23 protein-coding genes and 1 tRNA gene are annotated in these 24,344 nt (G+C 67.7%); 12 read left to right on the top strand and 12 right to left on the bottom strand.

Going from position 1 to position 24,344, the window contains the following annotated elements; translation table 11 throughout:
• Positions 1-200 precede the first annotated feature (200 nt).
• The 3 genes from AE618_RS17985 (at position 201) to AE618_RS17975 (ending at position 4,556) form a co-directional block, all read left to right on the top strand.
• Entirely contained in the window at positions 201-1,685 is a 1,485-nt protein-coding gene (locus AE618_RS17985; RefSeq protein WP_054210410.1) for a cobyric acid synthase, read from the top strand.
• Between the two features lie 238 nt (positions 1,686-1,923).
• Positions 1,924-2,520, top strand: a complete 597-nt coding sequence (locus AE618_RS17980) for a TetR/AcrR family transcriptional regulator (RefSeq protein WP_054210409.1) — start codon at positions 1,924-1,926, stop codon at positions 2,518-2,520.
• Positions 2,521-2,591: 71 nt separating this feature from the next.
• Positions 2,592-4,556: a nucleoside-diphosphate sugar epimerase/dehydratase gene (locus tag AE618_RS17975; RefSeq protein ID WP_054210408.1), complete on the top strand. Its 1,965-nt coding sequence runs from the start codon at positions 2,592-2,594 to the stop codon at positions 4,554-4,556.
• Here AE618_RS17975 and AE618_RS17970 read toward each other — a convergent pair.
• A complete protein-coding gene (locus tag AE618_RS17970) occupies positions 4,480-5,409 on the bottom strand; it encodes an NAD-dependent epimerase/dehydratase family protein (RefSeq protein ID WP_054210522.1) in 930 nt (309 codons plus the stop codon). The two genes, AE618_RS17975 and AE618_RS17970, sit on opposite strands and share 77 nt — an antisense overlap.
• A complete protein-coding gene (locus tag AE618_RS17965) occupies positions 5,406-6,419 on the bottom strand; it encodes an MraY family glycosyltransferase (protein WP_054210521.1) in 1,014 nt (337 codons plus the stop codon). The genes AE618_RS17970 and AE618_RS17965 overlap by 4 nt, the downstream gene beginning before the upstream one ends.
• A 134-nt stretch (positions 6,420-6,553) precedes the next feature.
• Between AE618_RS17965 and mmcB the strand changes: the two genes are divergently transcribed.
• Complete coding sequence (gene mmcB / locus AE618_RS17960; RefSeq protein WP_054210407.1) at positions 6,554-7,015, top strand: DNA repair putative endonuclease MmcB; 462 nt, start codon at positions 6,554-6,556, stop codon at positions 7,013-7,015.
• Between the two features lie 101 nt (positions 7,016-7,116).
• On the opposite strand, the gene AE618_RS17955 is transcribed toward mmcB, so the two are convergent.
• Entirely contained in the window at positions 7,117-7,683 is a 567-nt protein-coding gene (locus AE618_RS17955) for an ActR/PrrA/RegA family redox response regulator transcription factor (RefSeq protein WP_197280821.1), read from the bottom strand.
• A gap of 79 nt (positions 7,684-7,762) precedes the next feature.
• The gene (locus tag AE618_RS17950; protein ID WP_054210405.1) at positions 7,763-9,115 is read right to left on the bottom strand and encodes an ActS/PrrB/RegB family redox-sensitive histidine kinase; all 1,353 of its coding nucleotides are present in this window, start codon (positions 9,113-9,115) and stop codon (positions 7,763-7,765) included.
• A gap of 206 nt (positions 9,116-9,321) precedes the next feature.
• On the opposite strand from AE618_RS17950, the gene AE618_RS17945 reads away from it, so the two are divergent.
• Complete coding sequence (locus AE618_RS17945) at positions 9,322-10,623, top strand: polyhydroxyalkanoate depolymerase (protein ID WP_082365371.1); 1,302 nt, start codon at positions 9,322-9,324, stop codon at positions 10,621-10,623.
• A gap of 45 nt (positions 10,624-10,668) precedes the next feature.
• Here the strand turns inward: AE618_RS17945 and AE618_RS17940 are convergent, their stop codons facing one another.
• Positions 10,669-12,093 (bottom strand): sodium:proton antiporter, encoded by a 1,425-nt coding sequence (locus tag AE618_RS17940; RefSeq protein ID WP_054210403.1) that lies wholly within the window; start codon positions 12,091-12,093, stop codon positions 10,669-10,671.
• Between the two features lie 198 nt (positions 12,094-12,291).
• Between AE618_RS17940 and AE618_RS17935 the strand changes: the two genes are divergently transcribed.
• Positions 12,292-13,080 (top strand): class II glutamine amidotransferase, encoded by a 789-nt coding sequence (locus tag AE618_RS17935; RefSeq protein WP_054210402.1) that lies wholly within the window; start codon positions 12,292-12,294, stop codon positions 13,078-13,080.
• A 348-nt stretch (positions 13,081-13,428) separates the two neighbouring features.
• On the opposite strand, the gene AE618_RS17930 is transcribed toward AE618_RS17935, so the two are convergent.
• Both AE618_RS17930 and AE618_RS17925 read right to left on the bottom strand, forming a co-directional pair.
• Positions 13,429-13,504 (bottom strand) — tRNA-Ala (locus AE618_RS17930).
• Between the two features lie 208 nt (positions 13,505-13,712).
• Entirely contained in the window at positions 13,713-14,111 is a 399-nt protein-coding gene (locus AE618_RS17925; RefSeq protein ID WP_054210401.1) for a TIGR02300 family protein, read from the bottom strand.
• Between the two features lie 244 nt (positions 14,112-14,355).
• Here AE618_RS17925 and aroA point away from each other — a divergent pair, with 244 nt between their 5' ends.
• From aroA to AE618_RS17910, 3 genes are all read left to right on the top strand, one after another.
• Complete coding sequence (gene aroA / locus AE618_RS17920) at positions 14,356-15,681, top strand: 3-phosphoshikimate 1-carboxyvinyltransferase (RefSeq protein WP_054210400.1); 1,326 nt, start codon at positions 14,356-14,358, stop codon at positions 15,679-15,681.
• Positions 15,678-16,334, top strand: coding sequence for a (d)CMP kinase (gene cmk / locus AE618_RS17915; protein WP_054210399.1), 657 nt, complete (start codon positions 15,678-15,680; stop codon positions 16,332-16,334). The genes aroA and cmk overlap by 4 nt, the downstream gene beginning before the upstream one ends.
• Before the next feature lie 84 nt (positions 16,335-16,418).
• The gene (locus tag AE618_RS17910; RefSeq protein ID WP_054210520.1) at positions 16,419-17,237 is read left to right on the top strand and encodes a DUF1194 domain-containing protein; all 819 of its coding nucleotides are present in this window, start codon (positions 16,419-16,421) and stop codon (positions 17,235-17,237) included.
• A gap of 6 nt (positions 17,238-17,243) precedes the next feature.
• Here the strand turns inward: AE618_RS17910 and AE618_RS17905 are convergent, their stop codons facing one another.
• Genes AE618_RS17905 through hrpB form a run of 3 tightly spaced genes read right to left on the bottom strand, consistent with a single transcriptional unit; the run spans position 17,244 to position 20,396 of the window.
• Positions 17,244-17,561, bottom strand: a complete 318-nt coding sequence (locus AE618_RS17905; protein WP_054210398.1) for a type II toxin-antitoxin system RelE/ParE family toxin — start codon at positions 17,559-17,561, stop codon at positions 17,244-17,246.
• Positions 17,558-17,839 (bottom strand): ribbon-helix-helix domain-containing protein, encoded by a 282-nt coding sequence (locus AE618_RS17900; protein ID WP_054210397.1) that lies wholly within the window; start codon positions 17,837-17,839, stop codon positions 17,558-17,560. The genes AE618_RS17905 and AE618_RS17900 overlap by 4 nt, the downstream gene beginning before the upstream one ends.
• Before the next feature lie 58 nt (positions 17,840-17,897).
• Positions 17,898-20,396, bottom strand: coding sequence for an ATP-dependent helicase HrpB (gene hrpB, locus AE618_RS17895; protein WP_054210396.1), 2,499 nt, complete (start codon positions 20,394-20,396; stop codon positions 17,898-17,900).
• A 95-nt stretch (positions 20,397-20,491) separates the two neighbouring features.
• Between hrpB and trpA the strand changes: the two genes are divergently transcribed.
• From trpA to AE618_RS17880, 3 genes are read left to right on the top strand one after another with little or no spacing between them, the layout of a single operon-like run.
• The gene (gene trpA, locus AE618_RS17890; RefSeq protein WP_054210395.1) at positions 20,492-21,352 is read left to right on the top strand and encodes a tryptophan synthase subunit alpha; all 861 of its coding nucleotides are present in this window, start codon (positions 20,492-20,494) and stop codon (positions 21,350-21,352) included.
• 50 nt (positions 21,353-21,402) lie between these two features.
• Positions 21,403-22,305, top strand: a complete 903-nt coding sequence (gene accD / locus AE618_RS17885; protein ID WP_054210394.1) for an acetyl-CoA carboxylase, carboxyltransferase subunit beta — start codon at positions 21,403-21,405, stop codon at positions 22,303-22,305.
• A gap of 17 nt (positions 22,306-22,322) precedes the next feature.
• Positions 22,323-23,645 carry a bifunctional folylpolyglutamate synthase/dihydrofolate synthase gene (locus tag AE618_RS17880; protein WP_054210393.1) on the top strand — a complete coding sequence of 441 codons (1,323 nt, stop codon included), beginning with the start codon at positions 22,323-22,325 and terminating at the stop codon, positions 23,643-23,645.
• A 7-nt stretch (positions 23,646-23,652) separates the two neighbouring features.
• On the opposite strand, the gene AE618_RS17875 is transcribed toward AE618_RS17880, so the two are convergent.
• Positions 23,653-24,075, bottom strand: coding sequence for a type II toxin-antitoxin system VapC family toxin (locus tag AE618_RS17875; protein WP_054210392.1), 423 nt, complete (start codon positions 24,073-24,075; stop codon positions 23,653-23,655).
• The gene (locus tag AE618_RS17870; RefSeq protein WP_054210391.1) at positions 24,075-24,332 is read right to left on the bottom strand and encodes a type II toxin-antitoxin system Phd/YefM family antitoxin; all 258 of its coding nucleotides are present in this window, start codon (positions 24,330-24,332) and stop codon (positions 24,075-24,077) included. The genes AE618_RS17875 and AE618_RS17870 overlap by 1 nt, the downstream gene beginning before the upstream one ends.
• Positions 24,333-24,344 lie beyond the last annotated feature (12 nt).

The following is a 24,344-nucleotide window of genomic DNA, read 5'->3' as shown; positions in this document are numbered from 1 at the left end:
CGCGTAAAATACGAACTGATGATTATTGACATTCATCAGCGATCAGTCTTTATTGGTCGAAGCCGGTTCACGACGAGCGCCCGCTGCGACTTCGCCCCTTTGGCGTAGTGGGTTTGGCGTGAACCGGTGACCCTCTCCCACATCGCAGGATCGACGCGCTGTCCGGTTGCTCCGGGCATCCCCCACGCATAAGCAGGCGCATGGTCCAGCCCCGCACACCTGCCATCATGATCCTCGGCACCGGCTCCAATGTGGGCAAGTCGCTGATCGTCGCGGGGCTGTGCCGGCTGTTCGCCGACCGCGGGCTGAAGGTCGCGCCGTTCAAGCCGCAGAACATGTCGAACAATGCCGCAGCCACGGCGGCCGGTGAGATCGGCCGGGCGCAGGCGCTTCAGGCGCGCGCCGCACGCATCCCCCCGCATGTCGATATGAACCCGGTGCTGCTGAAGCCTGAAGGCGAGGCCGGCAGCCAGATCATCCTGCAGGGGCGGGTCGCCGGACATCTCGCCTCGGGCGATTTCGCCCGGCGCGGGGATTTCCTGCCCAGGGTGCTGGAGAGTTTCGAGCGCATCTGCGCCGATGCCGATCTCGTCATCGTGGAAGGCGCGGGCTCTCCGGCCGAGACCAATCTGCGCGCCCGCGACATCGCCAATCTCGGCTTCGCCCGCGCCGCCGACGTGCCGGCGCTCCTGGTCGGCGACATCGACCGCGGCGGCGTCATCGCCAGCCTCGTCGGCACGCATGCGGTTCTGGAGGAGGCCGACCGCGCCATGATCCGCGCCTTTGCCGTCAACCGCTTCCGGGGCGAGGTCGCGTTGTTTGCCGACGGTGTCGCGACCATCGGAAACGCGACGGGCTGGCCCTGCCTCGGCGTCGTCCCCTGGTTTGCAGCCGCGGCGCGCCTGCCGGCCGAAGACGGCCTCGATCTGCGCGCGAGCGCCGCCAAACCGGGGGCACGGTTGAAGATCGCCGTGCCGATCCTGCCCGGCATCGCGAATTTCGACGATCTCGACCCTCTGAAGCTCGAGCCGGACGTGGATCTCGTCATGGCCGCCCCCGGCCAGGCCCTGCCGGGGGATGCCGATCTGATCATCCTGCCGGGCTCGAAGACGACGCTGAGGGACCTCGCGGCGCTGCGGGCGCAGGGCTGGGATATCGACATCCGCGCGCATCGCCGGCGCGGCGGGCATATCCTGGGGCTTTGCGGCGGCTACCAGATCCTCGGCCGCGTGGTTCGCGATCCGCTGGGCCTGGAAGGGCCGGCCGGCGAGGCTGATGGTCTCGGCCTGCTCGACGTCGAGACCGTTCTGGAAGGCGACAAGACCGTGCGCGAGGTCGATTTCGTCCATGTGGCGAGCGCATCGCTCGGCCGTGCCTACGAGATCCATCTCGGCGCGACGGATGGCGCCGACGTGGCGCGCGCACCGTTTCGGGTCGCAGACAGGATGGAGGGCGCAGCCAGCCCCGACGGACGTGTCACCGGCAGCTATCTCCATGGCGTATTCGCCTCGGATTCGGTCCGCGCCGCCTGGCTTGCGCAGATCGGCGGTGGCGGCGCCACCTCGCGCCTGCGCTATGACGATGACGTTGAAGCGACGCTCGACAGGCTCGCCGCTCATCTCGAATGCCATCTCGACATCGACGCGATTCTGGCGCTGGCGCGCAGCCGCTCCTTGCCGGGATAAGGCAGCGACCGACCGCCGCAGGAGGAACAGGACCTCTCGGGAGGCGTTCAGCAACCGGGCGGTTCAGCGCATCCGGGCGTCGCCACCCGGCCGCTTGATACAGATCAATGCAGTGACCGCATGCGGCAGGAGATTTTGGCTAAAGACCTTATCTGCCAAAATGTTGACGAATGACGAATTTCGTCATAGCGATCTGTTCCCGCCGAAAGCCGCCAATACAACATAAACAGGCAAAGCCGTGAGTCTTCCCGAGCGCGACACGAGGCAGAGCATCGTCGATACGGCCGAGCGCTTCTTTCGCGACATCGGCTATCAGAAGACGACCGTCGCCGACATCGCCAAGTCGCTGCGCATGAGCCCGGCCAATGTCTATCGCTTCTTCGATTCGAAGAAGTCGATCAACGAGGCGGTGCTGGCGCGCTTCAAGGGCGAGCTCGAGGAATCGCTGTCGCTCATCATCGCGGAGCAGCGGAGCGCCGGCAGCCGCCTGCGCGAGATGCTGCTGACGGCGCACCGGATCAATCAGGCTCGCTTTGCCGACCAGCATCGCATGCAGGAGATGGTCTGCGCGGCGATGGAGGAGAGCTGGGACGCCATCCTCGGCCATATCGAGCGCTTCGATGCCCTGCTCGGGCGCGTGATCGCCGAGGGCATCGCCAATGGCGAGTTCCGCGCGCTCGATCCGGTCGCCGCCACGCAATGCATCCGCACGGCCATGCTCCGCTTTCAGCATCCCCTGCTGATGGCACAGTGCGAGCGCATTCCCGGCCCGACCGCCGAGGAGATGATCGACTTCATCATGGCGGCTCTGGAGCAGCCGAAAGCGGAAAACTGACGCGCGCGTCGGGCTGTCGGCTGCCGCGTCGCGTTGACAAGCCGCCGAGGGAGCGGGATACCCCGCCTGTCATGGCCAGTCTCCCCAAGCAAAGTTTCAAGAAGCTCGCCGTCATCGTCCACGATCTCGTGGTGACGGCGCTCGCGATCTGGCTCGTCTTCGTCATCAGGTTCGAGGGCTGGCAGCTCGACGAACACCTGCGCTATCTGCCGCGCTTCCTGCCGGTGTTCGTGCTCTATGCCGGCCTGGTCTACTGGTTCTTCTCGCTTTACCGCTCGAAATGGCGCTTTGCCTCGCTGCCGGACCTGTCGAACATCGTCAGGGCCGTCTCGATCCTGACGCTGACGCTCCTGGTGGTCGACTATGTCCTGGTCGCGCCGAATTTCTACGGCGCCTTCTATTTCGGCAAGATCACGATCGCGCTGTACTGGCTGGTGCAGGTCTCGCTGCTCGGCGGGCCGCGGCTCGGCTATCGCTATTTCAAATATTCCCGCTCGCGCCGGAATGCAGCCCGGGAGGCCGCCCTGCCGGCGCTGCTGCTCGGGCGCGGCTTCGAGGTCGAGATGGTGATCCGCGCCATGGAGGCCGGCACGATGCGCAAGCTGCGGCCGGCCGGCATCCTGTCGCCGCGCATCGATGATCTCGGCCAGTCGATCCGGGGCGTGCCCGTGCTCGGGTTGCTTGCGGACATCGAGCGTATCGCCGGAGACGCTGCCGAGCGCGGCGAAGGCTTCCGCCGCATCGTCGCGACCCCCAGCGCATTGTTGCCCGAGGCCGAGCCGGACAAATGGCTGGCCCGTACGCGCAAGCTGTCTCTGCCGATCTCGCGGATCGAGACGCTCGGCGAGGGCGTGCGCGATACGGAACTCGCTCCGCTGGAGATCGAGGACCTTCTGGTGCGCTCGACTGTCCGGATCGACCGCGACCGGCTCGGCGCCTTCCTGAAGGGCAAGCGCGTCATCGTCACCGGCGGCGGCGGCTCGATCGGGTCCGAGATCTGTCTGCGCTGCGCTGCCTTCGGTGCCGCCGAACTGCTGATCGTCGAGAGTTCGGAGCCCGCTTTGTTCCAGGTGACCGAACAGCTCATCGCCCAGGCGCATGACACGGTCGTCTCCGGCGCGCTCGCCGATGTGCGCGATCGTGCCCGGATCACGCCGCTGTTCACGGCGTTCCAGCCGGACATCGTCATCCATGCCGCTGCGCTCAAGCATGTGCCCTATCTCGAGGCGGACTGGAGCGAGGGCATCAAGACCAACATCTTCGGCTCGGTCAACGTCACCGATGCGGCCATCGCCGCCAACACGAAGATCTTCGTCCTGATCTCGACCGACAAGGCGATCGAGCCCGTCTCGATGCTGGGCGCGACGAAGCGCTTCGCCGAGATGTATGCCCAGTCGCGCGACGCCGAGTTCGTCGCGGCCGCCGCCGGCATGCGGCTCGTGGCCGTGCGCTTCGGCAATGTGCTCGGCTCGGTCGGTTCGGTCGTGCCGAAGTTCAAGGCGCAGATCGCGCGCGGCGGGCCTCTGACGGTCACCAGCCCCGACATGATCCGCTATTTCATGACGATCCGCGAGGCCTGCGACCTCGTGCTGACCGCCGCCTCCCATGCCCGCTCGGATGGGCCTGAGGCCGAGCGCGCCGCCGTCTATGTGCTCAAGATGGGCCAACCGGTCAGGATCATGGATCTGGCCGAACGCATGATCCGGCTTGCCGGCTTCGAGCCGGGCGAGGATATCGAGATTGCGGTCACCGGCGTGCGGCCGGGCGAGCGCCTGAACGAAATCCTGTTCGCCCGCGACGAGCCGATGGCCGAGACCGGCCTCGACGGTGTCATGGCGGCCAAGCCCGTCTTCGCCAACCGCGCCCGGCTGCAAGCCTGGCTCGCCCGGTTGGAGGCGGCGCTGAAGGCCGATCATCGCGAAGCGGCCGACGCCGTACTCGACGAGGCGATCCCCGATTTCAGCCAGCGCCAGAAGACGCTGCCAGCCGCGCCAGCGCAACCTTCGTCTCGACCGGCGGCCGCCAGCCTGCCCTGACCAGCCCCTCGGGCGTGGCGACGAGACTGCCGCTCAGCTTGACGAAGGCGTCCTCGCGACCGGCAAGACGTGCCGCCAGCCGCAGGAGACCGGCCGGCACGGGGACCAGGCCCGGCCCGCGACCAAGCCCCGCGCGTAAGGCGGTCAGGATACCGGCCACGCTGATCGGCTCGGGATCGGCGACGATGAAGGCGCGGCGGACAGGGCACCCCGGCAACAGCGAAAACAGCACGGCCTCCGCGAGATTTTCGACCGCGAGCAGCGAGCGCGGCGCGGTCAGCGCGCCGAGCGGCAGCGGCACGGGGAGGCTTGCCAGCCTGAGCAGCGCCGCCATATTGGCTTTCACGCCCGGCCCATAGACCAGCACGGGGCGCAGCGAGACCCAGTCCAGGTCGAGCCCGGCGAGCCCCTGTTCGGCTGCGAGCTTCGAGCGCCCATAGGCGTCGTCGGGCGCAGGCGTGTCGCTCTCGCGCAGCGGCGGCCCGTCGAAAGCACCGCTCTGCGCCTTGATTGAGGAGATGTGGACGAAGCGCGCGATGCCCGCGCGATAGGCGGCCGTCGCCAGTTCCAGCGTCGCATCCGTATTGATGCGTCGATACAAAGCTTCGTCGAGGCCGGGGCCGGCATGGGCGAGGCCGGCGAGGTGGACGACATGCTGGACGTCGTCGAGCGCCCGGCTCCAATCGATGGGGGAGGTCAGATCCCCGGTGACGACGGCCTCGATGCCGTCGGGACCAGGGCCCGCTGATCGCCGCGTCACGCGGACGCGATAGCCGGATGCCTTCAGCGCGGCCACGACATGAGGCCCGATGAAGCCGCCAGCACCGGTGACGAGGACGCGCTCTCCGTTCACGAGGCGGATGACCTTAGCGAGAAGCGGCGCATGACGAGCGCGGTCAGGAGGATCGCTGCGGCGATGCAGGTCCATTGCACCGCTGCGTCCGGCATCGTGATGCTGAGCGCTGCCAGGCCGACCAGAGCCAGATTGAGCAGCGCGACGGTCGTGACGACGCTCAGCACGCTGTGTCCGTTGGTCGTCGCCTGCTGGTAGACATGCGAGCGATGCGCCTCCCAGACCTTCTCGCGGCGGGCCAACCGGCGCAGCAAGGTGATCGTCGCGTCCGCGACATGGTAGAGCGGCAAGATCAGCGCGGCCGTCAGCGCGCCGGTATCCGCCAGCCGGAAGAGCAGATAGGCGCCAAGCAGCCCGATCGGCAGCGAGCCGACATCGCCGAGGAAAAGCCGCGCCACCGGCTTGTTGAAGGGCGCAAAGCCGATCAGCCCGCCGCACAGCGCAGCCGCCAGCAGGCCCGACGCCGGATCGATCACACCCGCGCTGCCGGCCAGCGCCAGCGCGCCGGTCAGGGGCACGAAACCGGCGATCGTGATCCAGTCGATCCCGTCCATGAAATTGGTGAGGTTGACGAACCAGATCCCGGCGAGCAGCGCCAGGCAGCGCTCGACCGCGAGCGGCATCAATTCCGGAAATAGTCTTGCATCGGGCGCGCCATAAACGATCACCACGGCGACACAAAGCGCCTGCAGCCCGAGCCGCAGACCGGCCGAGAGCGGCCGGATATCGTCCCAGGCACCCACGCCGGCCAGCACCACGCTCGCCGCGATGACGAAGCCGAGGCCGGCGGCCCCCGGCAGGGGCGGCAGCGCCTGCAAGGCCAGCCCGATCGCGAGGAAGGCGCCGGCGAGAACCGCGATGCCGCCGCCCTGCGGCGTCGGCACGCGATGGCTCGATCGGGCATTGGGCCGCGCCAGCGCATAGCGCTCCAAGAGCGGCCGCAGCAGCACGCACAGCAGCGCCGAGATGGCAGCGGCCGAAAGCAGGATCAGGAGGGGCGCGAGAGCGATCTGCAAGGCGGGCGGGGACCGTGGCGGCTTTGTGCCTTCCTAGAGCATGGCGCCGGAAAGCGGGAGCCCGTTTTCAACCTGCGGTTCTCGCCTCAGCCCTTGTCTTGATCGGCACAAAGAGGGAACATGACGCCATGCCCGTCGCCAGCCCCCTGCTCAACCCGCCGCCCGCGCGGCCCGACATCACCCGTGCCGTCTGCCGTGGAGCCGGCCGGCATCTGCGCGAGCGTGGCTATGCGATCGTCAAGGAGATGACGTTCGCCAATGGCCGGCGCGGCGACATCGTCGCGCTCTCGCCGTCGGGCGAATTGCTGGTGGTCGAGGTCAAGTCGGGCATCGAGGATTACCGCGTCGACGGCAAATGGCCGGATTACCGCGATTATTGCGACGGTTTCCTTTTCGCGGTCGCGCCGGAATTTCCCCAGGAGGTCCTGCCCGGTGATGTCGGGCTGATCGTCGCCGACGCCTATGGCGGTCATCTGCTGCGCGCGCCGCCGCGCCACCCGCTGGCGCCGGCACGGCGCAAGGCCCTGACCATCGCCTTCGCCAAGCTGGCAGCGGGCCGGCTGGCGCTGATGGAGGATCCGCCTGCTTAGGCCGGCACAGGCTCCGGAAGCGCGCCGACAGCTTATCGTCCTATGCCTGCCTGGCCCTTCGTCAGGAGGGCATCTGGCAGATCAACCCACCGCCGGTGTGATCAGCGCGGCGCGCGCTTCGCCAATATGCGCTGGAGCGTGCGCCTGTGCATCCCCAGCCGCCGCGCCGTCTCGGAGACGTTGCGGTTGCAGAGCTCGTAGACGCGCTGGATATGCTCCCAGCGGACCCGGTCGGCCGACATCGGGTTATCGGGCGGCAGCGGCCTCGCATCGCGGGCCGCGGCCAGGGCGGCATGGATCTCGTCGGCATCGGCCGGCTTGGCGAGGAAATCGAACGCGCCGAGCTTCACCGCGCTGACGGCGGTGGCGATGTTGCCATAGCCGGTCAGCACGATGCCGCGCGCATCGGGGCGGCGTTCCTTCAGCCGGGCGATGACGTCGAGGCCGTTGCCGTCGGCGAGACGCAGGTCGATCACGGCGAAGGCCGGAGCGGATTCGTCCACCGCCGCAAGGCCGGCACCGACGCTTTCGGCCATGCGCACGGAATAGCCGCGGCTCTCCATGGCGCGGGCGAGGCGTGTCAGGAACGGCTTGTCGTCGTCCACCAGAAGCAGCGACATGTCCGCAGCCGGAAGGGTGGGGGCGGTCTCGATCAGCGTATCCTGCATCATGTTCTCCTCCCGCCGGGCGTTCCCCGGAGGACCATTAGCGCAGCTTCCGCCGCGACGCATCCGGGATGCGCGTCCATCAGCTAACCCCATGTGGTATCGATGGTTCCGGGTTTACAGGCCCGGGTTGTGGCAGATCCGCCTCGAACACCTCGCGAGGCCAGGTCATCCGGACGGACGCTCCGCTGGCCGGCGCGGCGAGATTCGAGAACTCCATCAGCGCACCGCCGCGTTCGAGCAGCGTCTTGGCGATGAAGAGCCCGAGGCCGAGGCCGCCGCCGGCCCGGCTCTCATTGGCGCCATGGGTGAGGTAAGGGTCGCCGGCCCGCAGCAGGACGTCAGGCGGAAAACCCGGACCGTCATCGGCGATCGTGAGCATGACATGGGCTTGGTCCCATTGCGCGGTGATGGCGACGGTCGAGCGCGCGAAATCGACTGCGTTATCTACGATATTGCCGAGGCCATAGATCATGCCGGGATTGCGCCGGCAGACCGGCTCGGGTTTCTCGCCGCGCATCACGATTTCGAAGGGCACCCCGAAGGGACGCTGGGGGCCGGCCGCTTCCTCGATCAGAAGGCGCAAGGAGAGCTGGTCGAGCGGGCCGGCATCGTCATCCTGCAGCGATGCGAGCTTGCCGAGGATGCTGCGGCAGCGCTCGACCTGCTCGCGCAGCAGCGTGATGTCCTCTGCCATCTCGCCCTCCGGCGGCGCCAGCCGGGACAATTCACGGGCGACGAGCGCGATCGTGGCGAGCGGCGTGCCGAGCTCATGGGCGGCCGCGGCGGCCAGGCCGTCGAGCTGGGACAGATGCTGCTCGCGCGCCAGGACGAGTTCGGTGGCGGCGAGCGCGTCCGAGAGGTCGCGCGCCTCCTTGGCCACGCGCCAGGCGTAGATCCCGGTGAAGCCGAGGCCGAGCACGAGCGCGGCCCAGCTCCCGATCTGGTAAGAGGGCGGCAGCACCGGCCGGTCGGGCCCGGCCCAGGGCAGCGGCAGATGGACAATGCTGACCAGGGTCGCCAGGGCGATGGCCAGCACGCCCAGCACCAGCGTCCGCTGCGGCGGCAGGGCCGTGGCCGAGATCATCACCGGTGCCAGGAACAGGATCGAGAACGGGTTCTGCAGGCCCCCCGTCAGGTAAAGCAGGGCCGCGAGCTGAATGATGTCGAAGGCGAGCAAGGCCGTCGCGGGGCCGGCATGCAGCCGGTGGCTGAGCGGAAAACGGATGCGCAGCGCGATGTTCAGCCAGGACGAGACCGCGATGGCGGTGAAGCACCAGCCGAAGGGCAGCGGGAAGCCGAGTCCGAAATGCACGCCTGCGACCGCCAGGCTCTGCCCGGCGATGGCGAGCCAGCGCAGCCGGACCAGCGTGTCCAGCCGCAGATGGCGGTTGGCGCGGCCGAATACGGGTGTCGAGACATCCGGAAAGGTCATGATCGAACAAGACTCATGAGGCGACAGGCATCGGTCGAAGCAATCGGGCAGGGGCCATCATCTGTGGCATATCGGCGTCGGCGGGAATTCTTAGCCCTTTGCAGGGTTGAATGAGAACAAATTAGGCATACGGTGCGTTCTATTGCGGCGCGGCATCGGATGCTGCGGCGCCAGAAGGACTCTGACACAGCATGAATGGGGCTCCCATGTCGTTCGCCTACCATGCCTTCGAAGCAGTTCACATGCTGCTCAGCCCCGCCAGGGGCATGTCGGATGCAATGCATCTGGCCTTCAAGAACCCCGCCAATCCGCTGAGCTATACGCCGATGGGCCGCACAATCGCGGCCTCCTGCGAGCTCTTCGAGCGCACCACGCGACGGTATGGCAAGCCGGCCTTCGGTCTCTCCGAGACGACGATCAACGGCGTCAAGACAGCGGTCGAGGAGCGCGTCGTCTGGGAGCGCCCCTTCGGCAGGCTGGTCTATTTCGACCGCAAGATCGAGGGTCGCCGCAAGCCGCAGCCGAAGGTGCTGCTGGTCGCGCCGATGTCGGGCCACTACGCCACGCTGCTGCGCGGCACGGTCGAGGCCTTCCTGCCCGGGCATGAGGTCTACATCACCGACTGGACCGATGCCCGCGTCGTGCCGCTCTCCGCCGGACGCTTCGATCTCGACGACTATATCGACTACGTCATCGCCATGCTGCAGATGCTGGGCCCGGAGACGCATGTCATGGCGGTCTGCCAGCCTGCCGTGCCGGTGCTCGCCGCCATCGCCCGCATGGAGGCCGAGGCCGATCCTTGCGCGCCCCGCTCGATGACGTTGATGGGCGGGCCGATCGACACGCGCCGCTCGCCGACTGCGGTCAACAAGCTCGCGATGGATCGCGGCATCGACTGGTTCCGCAGCAATTGCATCACCACCGTACCGTTCCCGCTGCAGGGAGCGTTCCGGAAGGTCTATCCCGGCTTTCTGCAGCTCTCGGGCTTCATGGCGATGAATCTCGACCGCCATGTCACGGCCCATCACGACATGTTCAAGCATCTGATCCGGGGCGACGGCGACTCCGCCGAGAAGCATCGCGACTTCTACGACGAATATCTCGCGGTGATGGACCTGACCGCCGAGTTCTATCTCCAGACGGTCGAGACCGTCTTCATCGAGCATGGCCTGCCGAAGGGCACCATGATGCATCGCGACAAGCCGGTCGACTGCACGGCAATCCGCCGCGTCGCCCTGATGACGGTCGAAGGCGAAAATGACGACATCTCCGGCGTCGGCCAGACGCAGGCCGCTCACGATCTGTGCGCGAACATCCCCGACGACAAGCGCGTGCATTATCTTCAGAAGGGCGTCGGCCATTACGGCGTCTTCAACGGCTCGCGCTTCCGCTCCGAGATCGCCCCGCGCATCTCGGACTTCATGGTCAGCCTCGACATGGAAGCTGCCAAGGGCCGCCGCGAGACGAGCGCGACCGATGCGCGCAAGGCATTGAAGGTCGCGGGCTGAGCAATCGACGGGGCCTCGCCGGCCAAACCGGCGGCCCCGATCGGCCTACCGGAAGAAGATCACCGTCTGCAGCAGGAACAGCGGGATCAGGATCGCGCCTGACCAGAGCATGTAGCCGAAGAAGCTCGGCATCGCGACCTTGCGGTCCTTGGCGATGGCGTAGACCATGAAGTTTGGCGCGTTTCCGATATAGCTGTTGGCGCCCATGAAGACGGCGCCGGCCGAGATCGCCGTCAGCGTCAGCGCGCCGGTCGTCATCAACTGCACGGGATCGCCCCCCGCCAGCTGGAAGAAGACCAGATAGGTCGGCGCGTTGTCGAGGAACGACGACAGGATACCGGTCAGCCAGAAATAGGCGACCGTATTGGCGCTGCCGTCGGGGTTGCTGACGAGCGCGACGAGCGAAGCGAAGGCGCCATCCCGGCCGGCCTGAAGCATCGCCAGAACCGGGATCATGCAGACAAAGATGCCGGCGAAGAGCTTGGCGACCTCCTTGATCGGGCCCCAGCTGAACTCGTTGCCGGCGCGCACGGGGCCAGGCGTCAGCTTGAGCGAAATCCCGGCCAGCGCCAGCAGGATCACGTCGCGCACGAGGTTCTGCAGCTCGACTTGGATGCCGCGCACGTCGAAGACGATGCCCGGCTTCCAGCTCGCCGACATCAGGATGGCGAGGATGACGCCGCCCAGCAGCGCGATATTGACCTTGCCGTAGAGCTTGATGGCACGATCGGGCGTCGGATCCTTGAGAGGCGGCAGGCCTTCGTCCTTGCGGTAGAGCCAGCTGTCGAGCGCAAAGAACAGAGCCAGCAGCGCGGCGACGGCGAAGGCGGTCTCGGGCAGCAGATGCGTCGTCGTCCAGAAGAAGGAGACGCCGCGCAGGAAGCCGAGGAAGAGCGGCGGATCGCCCAGCGGCGTCAGCGAGCCGCCGATGTTCGAGACCAGGAAGATGAAGAACACCACGACATGGACGTTGTGGCGGCGGGAATCATTGGCGCGCAACACCGGGCGGATCATGATGATCGACGCGCCGGTCGTTCCCACGAAGCTCGCCAGCACGGTTCCGATCGCCAGCAGGACGGTGTTGGTTGCAGGCGTCCCGTGCAAATTGCCCATGATCAGGATGCCGCCGGCGATCGTGAACAGGGCGAAGAGCAGAATGATGAAGGGAACGTAGTCGAGCAGGCCGGTGTGCAGCAGCGCGCCCAGCGTCGGATCGAAACCGCGAAACAGCACCAGCGGAACCAGCACCAGCATGGCCCAGAAAGCCGCGAACTTCCCGTAGTTCAGCTCCCACAGATGCGGAAACAGGACCGGCCCGAGCGCGATCGACAGCAGCATGCCGGCGAAGGGCAATGCCCAGGCGACGCCGAGCGTCGCCCCGCCGATATCTCCGGCGGCGAGCGCCGCGCTCGAAGCCAGACAGCCGGCGACGACCACGCCGATCCGCTTCAGACCGATTGTCAAAGCCATCCCCAGCCCAATCCCAGCATGCGTGCCGCCATGTTCGGCGGTCTTTCCGCCATCCCCTTGGCAAGGAGGGTTATACGACGGCTATAGGACCCGCAACCGCCGGCCGTCCGGGCGGCTGCCCTGCGTTGTGTCGTTGTTCACGATCAGAGAATAATCTTCTCGACGCGGCATCCGCCGCGCCTGATTCGGACACCGTACATGTGCCGTTTCCTTGCCTATTCCGGCGTTCCGGTCTTCCTCGAGGACCTCGTCGCCGCGCCCTGCCATTCGCTGATCCACCAGTCGCTGCATGCGACGGAGGCCAAGACGGGCACCAATGGCGACGGATTCGGCGTGGGCTGGTATGGCGACAGGCCCGAGCCCGGCCAGTATCGCGAGGTCCGTCCCGCCTGGTCCGACGAGAACCTCTTGTCGATCGCGCGGCAGGTGCGTTCGCATCTGTTCTTCGCCCATGTCCGGGCCGCGACCGGCACGGCGACGACACGGGCCAATTGCCACCCCTTCGCCCATGGCCGGCACCTCTTCATGCATAACGGCCAGATCGGCGGCTATGGCCTGATCCGGCGCAGGCTCGAGGCGCTGATTCCCGACTCGCTCTATTCGGCCCGGGTCGGCACGACCGATTCCGAAGCGCTGTTCCTGCTCACCTTGGCGCGCATCGAGAGCGGGCTTGCGCCAGGCGCGGCACTGGCCTCCGCTCTTGGCGATGCCCTCGACCTGATGCGCCAGTCCGGCACGCAGGAGCCGCTGCGCTGCGCTGCGGCGATCGCCGACGGCGACACGATCCACGCGGTGCGCTGGTCCTCCGATTCGCGCCCACCGAGCCTTTACCTCTGCGATCGCGGCGAGAGCGTCGTCGTCGCCTCGGAGCCGGTCGACGCATCGCGCGATTGCTGGCAGGCCCTGCCCTGCAACACGCTGGTCAGCATCCGCACGGGTGCGGTGGCGCTGACGCCGTTCGACGTCGGACTGGAGCGGGTGGCGTGATGCGGGTCGGAAATATTTGCGGTCCAGCGTGAACCTGTCGGTCGGCTGGGCCGACAGATGTACGAGTCGCAAGCCTCGTGGCTCAAACCTCGCCGCCCCGGTCTTCAAACCTCCCAAAGGCTACCGGGGCGGCGATTGCCGCCGAGATTCGCGCGGCCAATCCCGGGCGTACTTCCCGATGATGTTGCAACCGATGCTGCCGCGCAGGTCGAGCGGATGTCGATAAGGTTACCCGAGGGCCGGCCAGGACGGCTCCCCCAAACGGACAGAGCGGCAGGCCCGCACCGAAAAACAAAGGGCGCCCCAAAAGGCGCCCTGCATGACCGACGGAATTGCTGAGGGTGGAGATGGTGGAGCCAGGCGGAATCGAACCGCCGACCTCTTGAATGCCATTCAAGCGCTCTCCCAACTGAGCTATGGCCCCACGTCTCAACCGGCTGATCTTGGGGGTCAGCCGGGGTCTTTCCGGTTCCGTTCCGCTCGCCATCTGGCGATGGTTTGGATCGGCGCCCGGTCGCTGCGTCAGCGGCGAAGCGCTCTATAGGCGGGAGCGGCGGAAGACTCAAGCGCCGATTGTCGCCTGGTCGTCATTCTCTTTAGGGCCCGCTTTTTGCGCCCGCCTGTGGACGGTTTCAGACGTCCTCGTCACCCTCGATGTCGCCATCGATCAGGTCGGCGACGTCGTCGTCGCCTTCCTCGTCTTCTTCCAGGAAGGTGTCATCATCGGGCGCGACATCGTCTTCGACCTCGATGTCGTCCTCGCTGGTGACGACGGCTTCCTTCTCGCTCGCCTCGGCATCGGCCTCGTCGAGCGAGACGAGCTCGACCGCCTCGTCGGCAGCCTCGACCTCATCCTCGTCATCGGCGGGCTTGGCCGCGACGGCGGCAGCCGCCTTCGCCTGCGGCTCGAACACCGAACGCGGATAGGATTGTCCCGTGTAAGGCGAGACGATCGGGTCCTTGTTCAGGTCGTAGAATTTGCGGCCCGTCACCGGGTCGACACGCTTCGTTCCAAGTTCCGGTTTCGCCACTGCGTCGGACCTTCAATCATTCATGTTCTGAAAAGCAGGCGCGTCCGTTAGTCGGGGCAGGCGGCGCTGTCAAATGCTCATTTCACGCGAGCGCGCCGGAACTGGACTGCAGCAGCCCATTTAGGCTGCCCTGCCCGGCGCCTCGGCCCTGCAACCCGGACGTGACGCATGGCCGGGGCGCGTGCTAGGGCACGCCATTCCCGATAGACCAGCCGGCAGTCTACCCATCGTGGTTCACGCGCACATGCCCGTTCCCGTCACCGCACGCCGTCGCGGCCCGCTTGCCGGCAGCGTCCGCGTGCCCGGCGACAAATCGATTTCGCACCGGGCGATGATCTTCGGGCTGCTCGCCATCGGCGAGACCGCGATCACCGGCCTGCTCGAGGGCGAGGACGTGATGCGCACGGCCGATGCCGCCCGCGCCCTGGGTGCGATCGTGCATCATGACGGGCCGGGCGCCTGGCGTGTTCGCGGCGTCGGCGTCGGGGGCTTGCGTGAACCGGCGGACCGGCTCGATTTCGGCAATGCCGGCACGGGCTCGCGGCTGATGATGGGCGTCTGCGGCGCCCATCCGATCACCACGACCTTCGACGGCGACGCCTCGCTGCGCAAGCGCCCGATGCGGCGCATCCTCGATCCGCTCGAACTGATGGGGACCGTGATCGTCTCGCAAGGCGAGGGCGGGCGTGTGCCACTCACTCTCCGAGGGCCGAAGGAGGCGCTGCCGATCACCTACCGCACGCCCGTCGCCTCGGCGCAGATCAAGTCGGCGGTGCTGCTGGCTGGCCTCGCCGCGCCCGGCGAGACCACTGTGATCGAGGCCGAGGCGACGCGAGACCACACCGAGCGGATGCTGATCCATTTCGGCGCCGATGTCGTCGTGACGCCCGAGGGCGTGCACGGCCGGAAGATCGTGCTGAAGGGTCAGCCGGAATTGCAGGCCGCGCCGATCGTCGTCCCCGCCGATCCGTCCTCGGCCGCCTTCCCGCTGGTCGCCGCACTGATCGTGCCGGGCTCCGACATCCTGATCGAGAGCGTGATGACCAACCCGCTGCGCAGCGGGCTCCTGACCACGCTGCGCGAGATGGGCGCCGACATCACCATCGAGAGCCAGGCCAATGAGGGTGGCGAGGCGGTCGCGACGCTGCGGGTGCGGGCCTCGGCATTGAAGGGGGTCGTCGTGCCGCCCGAGCGGGCGCCCTCGATGATCGACGAGTATCCCGTGCTGGCAGTGGCTGCGTCCTTCGCGACCGGGACCACGCGCATGTGCGGCCTCCAGGAACTGCGCGTCAAGGAATCGGATCGGCTGGCGGCGGTCGAGGCCGGGCTGAAGGCGGCCGGCGTGACCTGCGCGATCGAGAGCGACGATCTGGTCGTCGAAGGCTTGGGCGGAGCGGTGGCCGGCGGCGGCATCGTCGCGACCCATCTCGACCACCGCATCGCCATGAGCTTCCTGGTCATGGGGCTGGCGACACGAAAGCCGATGCAGGTCGATGACGGCGCGATGATCGCGACGAGCTTTCCGAGCTTCATCGCGCTGATGAATGGCCTGGGAGGCGAACTGGCATGAGCCGCGAACAAGCTCCGGCGGGGCTCGTCATTGCCGTCGATGGGCCGGCGGCATCCGGCAAGGGCACGCTGGCGCGCCGGCTCTCGGCGCATTACGGCCTGCCCTATCTCGACACCGGCCTGCTCTACCGCATGGTTGCCCGCGCGATGCTCGATGCCGGCCACGACATCCGCGACCCGGACGCTGCGGCCAGCCTGGTCTCGATCTTCGAGGAGAGCGCCTTTGCCGAGGATACCCTGCGCGGCCGCGAGATCGGCGAGGCGGCCTCCGTCGTCGCCGCCATGCCGGCTGTGCGCAGCGGGCTGATCGCGCGCCAGCGCCAATTTGCGGCTCAGGCTGGCGGCGCCGTGCTCGACGGGCGCGACATCGGCACGGTGATCTGCCCGCAGGCGCAGGCCAAGCTCTTCGTCACCGCGACGCCGGAGGTGCGGGCCGCGCGACGCCACAAGGAACTCGCGGGGCGCGGCGAGACTGCCACGTTCGAGGGCATCCTCGCCGATATCCGCCGACGCGACGCCCGCGATTCCGGCCGCAGCGATGCTCCCCTCAAGGCCGCCGATGACGCGGTGATCCTCGATACCTCTGCGCTCACCGTCGAGGAGGCGGCCGCTGCCGCCATCGCCATCGTCGAGCGTCGTCGCACGGCGCGATAATCGGCGCCGCTGCCCAGTATTCGCCCTTGGAACGAATCGAAAGCGGGCGCACACTTCCGTTGCGATAAGATGACGGAGGTGGCGATGCGGCGTTGGCTGTACGGTCTCTTGAGTCTGGCGGCAGCGGGTCTATGGACCGGTGCGGCCTCCAACGCCCAGCAGGCCACGACCCCGCCCGAGGAGGTCGATGTCGCGCTGGTGCTCGCGGTCGACGTGTCGTTCTCGATGGATCTCGACGAGCTCGCCTTGCAGCGCAACGGCTATATCGAGGCGTTCCGCTCGAAGCAGTTGCACGACGCCATCGGCAAGGGCGCGATCGGCAAGATCGCGGTGACCTATTTCGAATGGGCCGGCGGCCATTTCCAGCACATCGTCAAGCCCTGGACCATTATCGATACGCCCCAGTCCGCCATGGCCTTCGCGGAGGAACTCGGCGAGGCGCAGACGCGCCGAGGCCGCCGAACCTCGATCTCGGCGGCGATCGACCTCGGCGTCCAGTTGCTGGAGCAGGCCAATGTCACGCCGCTTCGCAAGGTCATCGACATCTCCGGCGACGGCGCCAACAATGATGGGCGTTCGGTCACTATTGCCCGCGACGAGGCCGCCGCGAAGGGCATCAGCATCAACGGCCTGCCGGTGATGCTGAAGCAGGCGAGCTATTTCGACATCGACAATCTCGACATCTACTACAAGGATTGCGTCGTCACCGGCATCGGCGCCTTCGTGATCCCGATTCGCGAACGCCACCAGTTCGTCGATGCGACGCGCACCAAACTGATCCGCGAGATCGCCGAGATGCCTCGTGACGGCGAGGCTTTGGTGCAGAAGGCGCAGGCCACGGGCGGCAACAACGCCACCTGCCTCGCCGGAGAGCGGCAATGGCGCGACCGGATGGGGAATTGAGACTGATCAGGGCCGTGCGGCCGGTGCAAACAACGCATCGACATCGCGCCCGCGATAGGCGATGCGAAGGATCACGACCGCGTCCCTCCGGATGGTGAAAGCGATCGTGGCGCGTCGGCGACAGCCGATGAGGCGCAGGCCCGGCAGAAGCTCGTCGCGTCGTTGGCCGCGTTCAGGCGCGAACGTTAGATTGAAGCAGAATGACCGCAGGCGCGCGATGAAGTGGTCGGCGACACGCTCGCCACTCTGGTCGGCGATCCAAGCATAGAGTGAATCGAGATCGTCCCTCGCTTCCGGCAGGAAGACGAGGTCGAATCGCCTCATTTGCTGGTCTGGTGCTGCTTACGGGTGCGATAGCGCGCGGCCAGTCCGTCGAAGACTTCTTCGGCTGGGAGGGCGCGGCCCGGATCCGCGAGATAGGCGTCGTATCCGGGTTTGACCGCCGCGAGCAGGGTTGTGTCGTCGAGATCGAGAATATCGAGCTGGCGCAGGCTGTCGCAGATCGCCTCGCTCTCCGACGCATACTCTCCGGACGCTACCCTGTCCTTCAGCGCCTGCGCCATGTCGTCGGGAAGGGTGATGGTCAGCGAGGTCAGGCCCATGTGGTTTTCTCCTCGGCCAGAGAATAGCACCGGCCGGCTCTCGCATCCAGCCGCAGCCTCACGTCCCGCGCGGCTTGGCCCGGGTCGTCGGCGGCGCGGCGGCGGGGTCGTCGGGCCAGGGATGGCGCGGGTAGCGGCCTTTCATCTCGGATTTCACGGCGGCCCATGAGCCGCGCCAGAAGCCCGGCAGGTCGCGGGTGATCTGGACGGGTTTGTGGCCAGGCGAAAGCAGTTCCAGCACCAGCGGCACCCTTCCGCCGGCGAGCGCCGGATGCTTCGACAACCCGAAGAGTTCCTGCACCCGCACCGAGATCGTCGGCCCGGCCTCGGCGGCGTAGTCGACGGCGAGGCTGGAGCCGGTCGGCGCGGTGAAATGGGTCGGCGCCTCGCTGTCGAGCCGGCGCTTCATCTCCCAGGGCAGCAATGCGCTCAGCGCGGCGTCGAGATCGCCCGGCTGGATCGCCTCCAGCGACGCGCGGCCGACGACATGCTGCGCGAGCCAGAGGTCCGACGCCGTGGCAAGCCCCTCATCCGACAGGTCGGGCCAGCCCTGCTCCAACTCCGCCCGGCGCAGGAAATCGACGCGCTCGCGCAATTGCCGCTGCGCTTTCGTCCAGGGCAGCAGCGCGATGCCGAGCCCCGCGATGCCCCGAGCGAGGATATCGGCATTGGCCGCCGACGCCTCGGCCGGCAGCGGCCGTTCCGACAGGCTGAGCGCGCCATAGCGCCGGATCGCCCGGACGCGGAGCGCGCGGGCGGTGCGGTCGAAACTGGTCTCGCTGCGCTCCTCGATCGCGAAGGACGACAAGCCGTTGCCGACCAGCCAGGCGATCGCCCCCTCCGCGATCGGAGCAGCCGACAGAATGCGCGATTGCTGGGCGGCGCCGGTCATCTCGGCCACGACGATATGGCTCTCGCGCGCCAGCCGCTGCGCGGGCTCGATCGTGGCGCCGCGGCCATTGGCGAGGAGGTATTGTCCCGAGCCTGGGTTGCGCGCCTTGGCGATGCGGTCGGGATAGGCGAAGGCGAGCAGCAGGCCCGGCGCCAGAGCCTCGCCTGCCAACTGCGGCCCTGCCGCCTGCTGCGCCGCGCGCGCCCAGCCTTCGGCGAGGCGGCGCATGTCGGCGGCGCGGCCGCCACGCTCGCGCGCGAAGCGCTCCAGCCGCTCCGCCAGATCGGGCGCATCGCCGCCCAATCCGCGCTCGACCAGGATCGCGGCCAGCATGGCGGCCTCGGCGGCCTGCCCGTAACGCGCGGCGACGACGACCATGCGGGCGAGACGCGGCGGCAGCGGCAGGGTCTGCAGCGTGCGACCTTCCGGCGTGATCCGGCCATCGCCATCCAGCGCACCGATGCTGTTCAAGAGACTGCGCGCCTCCTTGAGGGCGGGCGCGGGCGGCGGATCGAGGAAGGCGAGCGTCGTGGGATCGGAAACGCCCCAGGCGGCGCAGTCGAGCAGCAGGGGAGCGAGATCGGCGGAGATGATCTCCGGCCGTGCGAAGGCCTCCAGCGCACCGTTGCCGGCCTCCTCCCACAGGCGGTAGCAGATGCCGGGCTCGGTGCGGCCGGCGCGGCCCCGGCGCTGATCGGATGCGGCGCGGCTGGCGCGGCGCGTCTCCAGTCGCGTCACGCCGAGATCGGGCTCGTAGACGGGGATGCGGGCGAGGCCGGAATCGATCACCACCCGCACGCCCTCGATCGTCAGCGAGGTCTCGGCGATGGCGGTCGCCAGCACGATTTTGCGGCGGCCGGGCGGGGCGGGCAGCACGGCGCGGTCCTGCTCGGCCTGGTCGAGCGCGCCATAGAGCGGTGCGATCTCGACGCTTGCATCCCGGATGCGCTCGCGCAACCGCTCCTCGACACGCCTGATCTCGCCCTGTCCCGGCAGGAAGACGAGTTGCGAGCCGGGCTGCTCGTTCAGCGCCAGGAGCACGGCATCAGTGACCTGGTCCTCGATGCGCTTCAGCGGCTCGCGGCCGAGATAGCGCGTCTCGACGGGGTAGGCCCGGCCCTGGCTCTCGATCACCGGAGCCTCACCCAGAAGTCTTGCGACACGCGCGCCGTCCAGCGTCGCCGACATCACCAGGATCCGCAGATCCTCGCGCAGGCCGCCCTGCGCATCGAGCGCCAGCGCCAGCCCGAAATCGGCATCGAGCGAGCGTTCATGGAACTCGTCGAAGAGCACGGCGGCGATGCCCTCCAGCGCGGGGTCGTCGAGGATCATCCGGGCGAAGACGCCCTCGGTCACCACCTCGATGCGCGTCTTCGGGCCGATCTTCGATCCCAACCGGACGCGCAGGCCCACCGTCTCACCGACACGTTCGCCCAGCGTCTGCGCCATGCGGTTGGCCGCGCCGCGCGCCGCCAGCCGGCGCGGCTCCAGCACGATCAGCTTGCCGCCTTTGGTCCAGGGTTCGTCGAGCAGGGCCAGCGGTACGCGCGTGGTCTTGCCGGCGCCGGGCGGGGCGACGAGCACGGCGTTGGGGCCGGCGCGCAGGGCGGCCGCGAGGTCGCCGAGGACGGCGTCGATCGGAAGTGGGGTGTCGAAGGCGCGCATCGCCTGCGGGATGTGACGCAGCCTGCCGCGCCACGCAAGCGCTGTGCGTGCAACCCTCTCGCCAGCCCGCGCGCGTCATGCTAACCGCTCAGCTCATGACCGACACCCATACCGCCACCGGCCAGGCTCGCATCCAGGCCCGTTTCCAGGCTTGCGCCAGCGAGGGCCGCGCCGCCCTCGTGACCTTCATCACGGCGGGCGATCCCGATTTCGGGACCTCGAGCGCGATCCTCGCCGCGCTGCCCGCAGCCGGCGCCGACCTGATCGAGCTCGGCGTGCCCTTCACCGATCCGATGGCGGACGGCATCCCGGTTCAGCTCGCCGGCCAGCGCGCGCTGCATGCCGGCCAGACGCTGAAGAAGACGCTGGCCATGGTCGCGGAGTTTCGTGCCAAGGGCCACGACACGCCGATCGTGCTGATGGGCTACTACAACCCGATCTATATCTACGGCGTCGAACGCTTCCTGCAGGATGCGCGGAAGGCCGGCGTCGATGGCCTGATCGTCGTCGACCTGCCGCCGGAGGAGGATGTCGAGCTATGCCTGCCGGCGCTGGCTGCGGGCCTCAGCTTCATTCGCCTGGCGACGCCGACCACCGACGAGGTGCGGCTGCCCAAGGTGCTCCAGAACACCTCGGGCTTCGTCTACTATGTCTCGGTGACCGGCATCACCGGGGGCACCATCACCAATTACGATGCGGTCGGCGATGCGGTTGCCCGCATCAAGCGCCATACCGATCTGCCGGTTGCCGTCGGCTTCGGCGTCAAGACGGCGCAGGATGCGGCCACCATCGCCAAGGGCGCCGACGGCGTCGTCGTCGGCTCGGCCTTGGTCGAGCGGGTCCGGCTTTCGCTGGATGCCGATGGCAAAGCCACGGAAAAGACGGTTTCAGCTGTCACCTCGCTGGTTTCCGAGCTTGCCGCCGGCATCCGCTCGGTCGCGAAGGCGGCGGCCTGAGGGCTGCCGCTCCGGCGCGGCATCCGCGCCCAAATCGTAAAGGTCGATCCATGAACTGGATTTCCGAAGTCGTCCGGCCGCGCATCAAGACGCTGTTCAAGCGCGAGAGCCCCGAGAATCTCTGGATCAAGTGCCCCGATTCCGGGCAGATGGTCTTCCACAAGGATGTCGAGGCCAACGGCTTCGTCATTCCCGGCTCCGACCACCACATGCGCGTCACCGCGCAGGACCGGCTGCGCCTGACCTTCGACGAGGGCAAATGGCTCGATGTGCCGTTGCCCGAAGTCGCGGCCGATCCGCTGAAGTTCCGTGACGAGAAGCGCTATATCGACCGGCTCAGGGACGCCCGCACCAAGACCGGGGCCCAGGATGCCTTCAAGGTCGGCTACGGCCGGGTGAAGGGCTTTGCTCTCACCATTGCGGTGCAGGATTTCCACTTCATGGGCGGTTCGCTCGGCATGGCCGCCGGCGAGGCCTTCATCAAGGGCGCCGAGACCGCGCTCGAGAAGAAGACGCCCTATGTCGTCTTCGCCGCCTCCGGCGGGGCCCGGATGCAGGAGGGCATCCTCTCCCTGATGCAACTGGCGCGCACGACGGTGGCGGTCCGCATGCTGCGCAAGGCCCGCCTGCCCTATATCGTCGTGCTGACGAACCCGACGACCGGCGGCGTGACCGCCTCCTACGCCATGCTCGGCGACATCCACATCGCCGAGCCCGGCGCGCTGATCGGCTTTGCCGGCCCGCGCGTCATCGAGCAGACCATCCGCGAGAAGCTGCCCGACGGATTCCAGCGCGCCGAATATCTCAAGGATCACGGCATGGTCGACATGGTCGTGCATCGCCACGACCTGCCGGAGACCCTGGCGCGTCTCGGCCGGCTGCTGACGAAGCAGCCTGCGCCGGGCACAGCCACGCCCGCCTTGCCGCCCCAGCCCGTCGCCGAAGCCGTCTGACAAGGCGGCGTGGGGGCATGGGTTCGTCCGATACGGTGCTGGCACGCCTTCTGGCGCTGCACCCCAAGCTGATCGATCTCTCGCTCGGGCGCATCCTGACGCTGCTGGAACGCCTCGGCGATCCGCAGAAGCGCCTGCCGCCGGTCATCCATGTCGCCGGCACCAATGGCAAGGGTTCGACCATCGCCTTCATGCGGGCGATCCTCGAAGCGGCGGGATTGCGCGTCCATGTCTACACCTCGCCGCATCTGGTGCGCTTCCATGAGCGCATCAGGCTCGGCGCGGCGGGCGGCGGCCGCTTCGTCGACGAGGCCGTGCTGGTTGAGGCGCTCGAACGTTGCGAGCGCGCCAATGCCGGCGACCAGATCACCTTCTTCGAGATCACCACGGTGGTCGCGTTCCTGCTGTTCGCCGAGCACAAGGCCGATGTCGTGCTGCTCGAAGTCGGCCTCGGCGGGCGCTTCGATGCGACCAACGTCATCGCCAACCCGGCCTGCACGGTGGTGACGCCGGTCTCGCTCGATCATTCCGAATATCTCGGCGACAGCGTCACCAAGATCGCGGCCGAGAAGGCCGGCATCTTCAAGCGCGGCGCCCCGGCTGTGATCGCCCCGCAGGAGCCGGAACCGACGGCGGTCCTGGAGGCCGCGGCCGAACGCGTCGGCGCCTCGAAGATCCTGATCGGCGCCCAGGATTTCAACGTCCATGAGGATGGCGGACGACTGGTCTATGAGGATGGCGACGGGCTGCTCGATCTGCCCCTCCCGCGCCTCTCCGGCCGCCACCAGCATGTCAATGCCGGCACGGCGATCGCAGGCTTGCGCGCTGCCGGCTATGGCGGGCTGCCCGCGCGGGCTTTCGAGCAAGGCATGCTCAATGCCGACTGGCCGGCGCGGCTGCAGAGGCTGGCGCGCGGCAAGCTCGCCGAGCTCGTGCCCGGTCGTGCGGAACTCTGGCTCGATGGCGGCCACAACCCCGATGGCGGGCGCGTGCTGGCCCAGGCCATGGCCGATCTCGCCGACCGCAATCCGGCGCCGCTGGTGATGATCGCCGGCCTGCTTTCGACCAAGGACGCCAGGGCGACGCTCGGCCACTTCAAGGGGCTGGCGCAGCTGCTCTTCGCCGTGCCGATCCAGAACCAGCTCGTCGCCCGTCCGGCCGAGGAGGTCGCAGGGCTGGCGCGTGCCGCCGGGCTCGATGCGGAGGTCTCGGGATCGGTCGAGCAGGCGCTGCGCGAGATCGCGGTGCGCGACTGGTCGGCCCCGCCGCGCATCCTGATCTGCGGCTCGCTGTATCTGGCGGGTGAGGTGCTGTCGGCGAACGGGACGCTGCCGGCGTGAAGGTATCTCAGGGCGACGCGTAGAGCCACGGATTGAAGACGGGTACTCCGCAGGCCTCGAAATCCCTGACGTTCCGCGTTGCGACCGTCAGACCATGAACGGAAGCGGTCGCCGCAATCATACTGTCTCGATCAGGCTTCGGATCGGGAACATGCATTGCGGCACAGCGAAGAGCGGCAACGGTATCGAAGGCCAGGACCCGCTCCGCGAACCGGGGCAGGAACTGCTCGGTCATCCATGATCGGAGAGCGCCGGCCTGCCGATGATCACGGCGCCCCACAAGAAGAATCCCCTGTTCGATCTCCATCACCGTGACGACCGACACATAAAGGCTCTCGAGGGGAACAGCCTGCGACCAAGCGTAGACATTCGCATCGAACTGGTTCTTGCGGCGCAGTTCCGAGATCACATTGGTGTCGAGCAGGAACATCACTCGAAATCTGCGGGCGTGAAGCTGAACCCGCGTAGCCTCGGAGGATCGAACTCGAAATCCGCTTCCGGCCTTGGATCGGCGAGGGCCTCTGCCAGAGTCATGCCCTTCGATGACAGCTTTCGGTAATCCTCGATGGAGAGCAGCACATGCGAGGGCCGACCACGGTCGGTGATAAACACCGGGCCGTCATGTGCCGCCTTCTTGGCCTTGCCGGTGTCCTGATTGAATTCGCGGCTGGAGAGCGTGGTTTGCATCGGCAAACCTCC

The sequence above is a fragment of the Allobosea vaviloviae genome (assembly GCF_001298265.1).
Lineage (GTDB): Bacteria > Pseudomonadota > Alphaproteobacteria > Rhizobiales > Beijerinckiaceae > Allobosea > Allobosea vaviloviae_B.
The sequence above is the reverse complement of the archived record's forward strand: the minus strand, read 5'-3'. Positions and strand labels throughout refer to the sequence as shown.

Bases quoted from the DNA above. Each gene is read 5' to 3' on its own strand.
- AE618_RS17985 (WP_054210410.1), top strand. From the start codon at position 201: ATGGTCCAGCCCCGCACACCTGCCATCATGATCCTCGGCACCGGCTCC.
- AE618_RS17975 (WP_054210408.1), top strand. From the start codon at position 2,592: ATGGCCAGTCTCCCCAAGCAAAGTTTCAAGAAGCTCGCCGTCATCGTC.
- mmcB (WP_054210407.1), top strand. From the start codon at position 6,554: ATGCCCGTCGCCAGCCCCCTGCTCAACCCGCCGCCCGCGCGGCCCGAC.
- AE618_RS17955 (WP_197280821.1), bottom strand. From the start codon at position 7,683: ATGCAGGATACGCTGATCGAGACCGCCCCCACCCTTCCGGCTGCGGAC.
- AE618_RS17950 (WP_054210405.1), bottom strand. From the start codon at position 9,115: ATGACCTTTCCGGATGTCTCGACACCCGTATTCGGCCGCGCCAACCGC.
- AE618_RS17945 (WP_082365371.1), top strand. From the start codon at position 9,322: ATGTCGTTCGCCTACCATGCCTTCGAAGCAGTTCACATGCTGCTCAGC.
- AE618_RS17940 (WP_054210403.1), bottom strand. From the start codon at position 12,093: ATGGCTTTGACAATCGGTCTGAAGCGGATCGGCGTGGTCGTCGCCGGC.
- AE618_RS17935 (WP_054210402.1), top strand. From the start codon at position 12,292: ATGTGCCGTTTCCTTGCCTATTCCGGCGTTCCGGTCTTCCTCGAGGAC.
- aroA (WP_054210400.1), top strand. From the start codon at position 14,356: ATGCCCGTTCCCGTCACCGCACGCCGTCGCGGCCCGCTTGCCGGCAGC.
- cmk (WP_054210399.1), top strand. From the start codon at position 15,678: ATGAGCCGCGAACAAGCTCCGGCGGGGCTCGTCATTGCCGTCGATGGG.
- AE618_RS17910 (WP_054210520.1), top strand. From the start codon at position 16,419: ATGCGGCGTTGGCTGTACGGTCTCTTGAGTCTGGCGGCAGCGGGTCTA.
- AE618_RS17905 (WP_054210398.1), bottom strand. From the start codon at position 17,561: ATGAGGCGATTCGACCTCGTCTTCCTGCCGGAAGCGAGGGACGATCTC.
- AE618_RS17900 (WP_054210397.1), bottom strand. From the start codon at position 17,839: ATGGGCCTGACCTCGCTGACCATCACCCTTCCCGACGACATGGCGCAG.
- hrpB (WP_054210396.1), bottom strand. From the start codon at position 20,396: ATGCGCGCCTTCGACACCCCACTTCCGATCGACGCCGTCCTCGGCGAC.
- trpA (WP_054210395.1), top strand. From the start codon at position 20,492: ATGACCGACACCCATACCGCCACCGGCCAGGCTCGCATCCAGGCCCGT.
- accD (WP_054210394.1), top strand. From the start codon at position 21,403: ATGAACTGGATTTCCGAAGTCGTCCGGCCGCGCATCAAGACGCTGTTC.
- AE618_RS17880 (WP_054210393.1), top strand. From the start codon at position 22,323: ATGGGTTCGTCCGATACGGTGCTGGCACGCCTTCTGGCGCTGCACCCC.
- AE618_RS17875 (WP_054210392.1), bottom strand. From the start codon at position 24,075: ATGTTCCTGCTCGACACCAATGTGATCTCGGAACTGCGCCGCAAGAAC.
- AE618_RS17870 (WP_054210391.1), bottom strand. From the start codon at position 24,332: ATGCAAACCACGCTCTCCAGCCGCGAATTCAATCAGGACACCGGCAAG.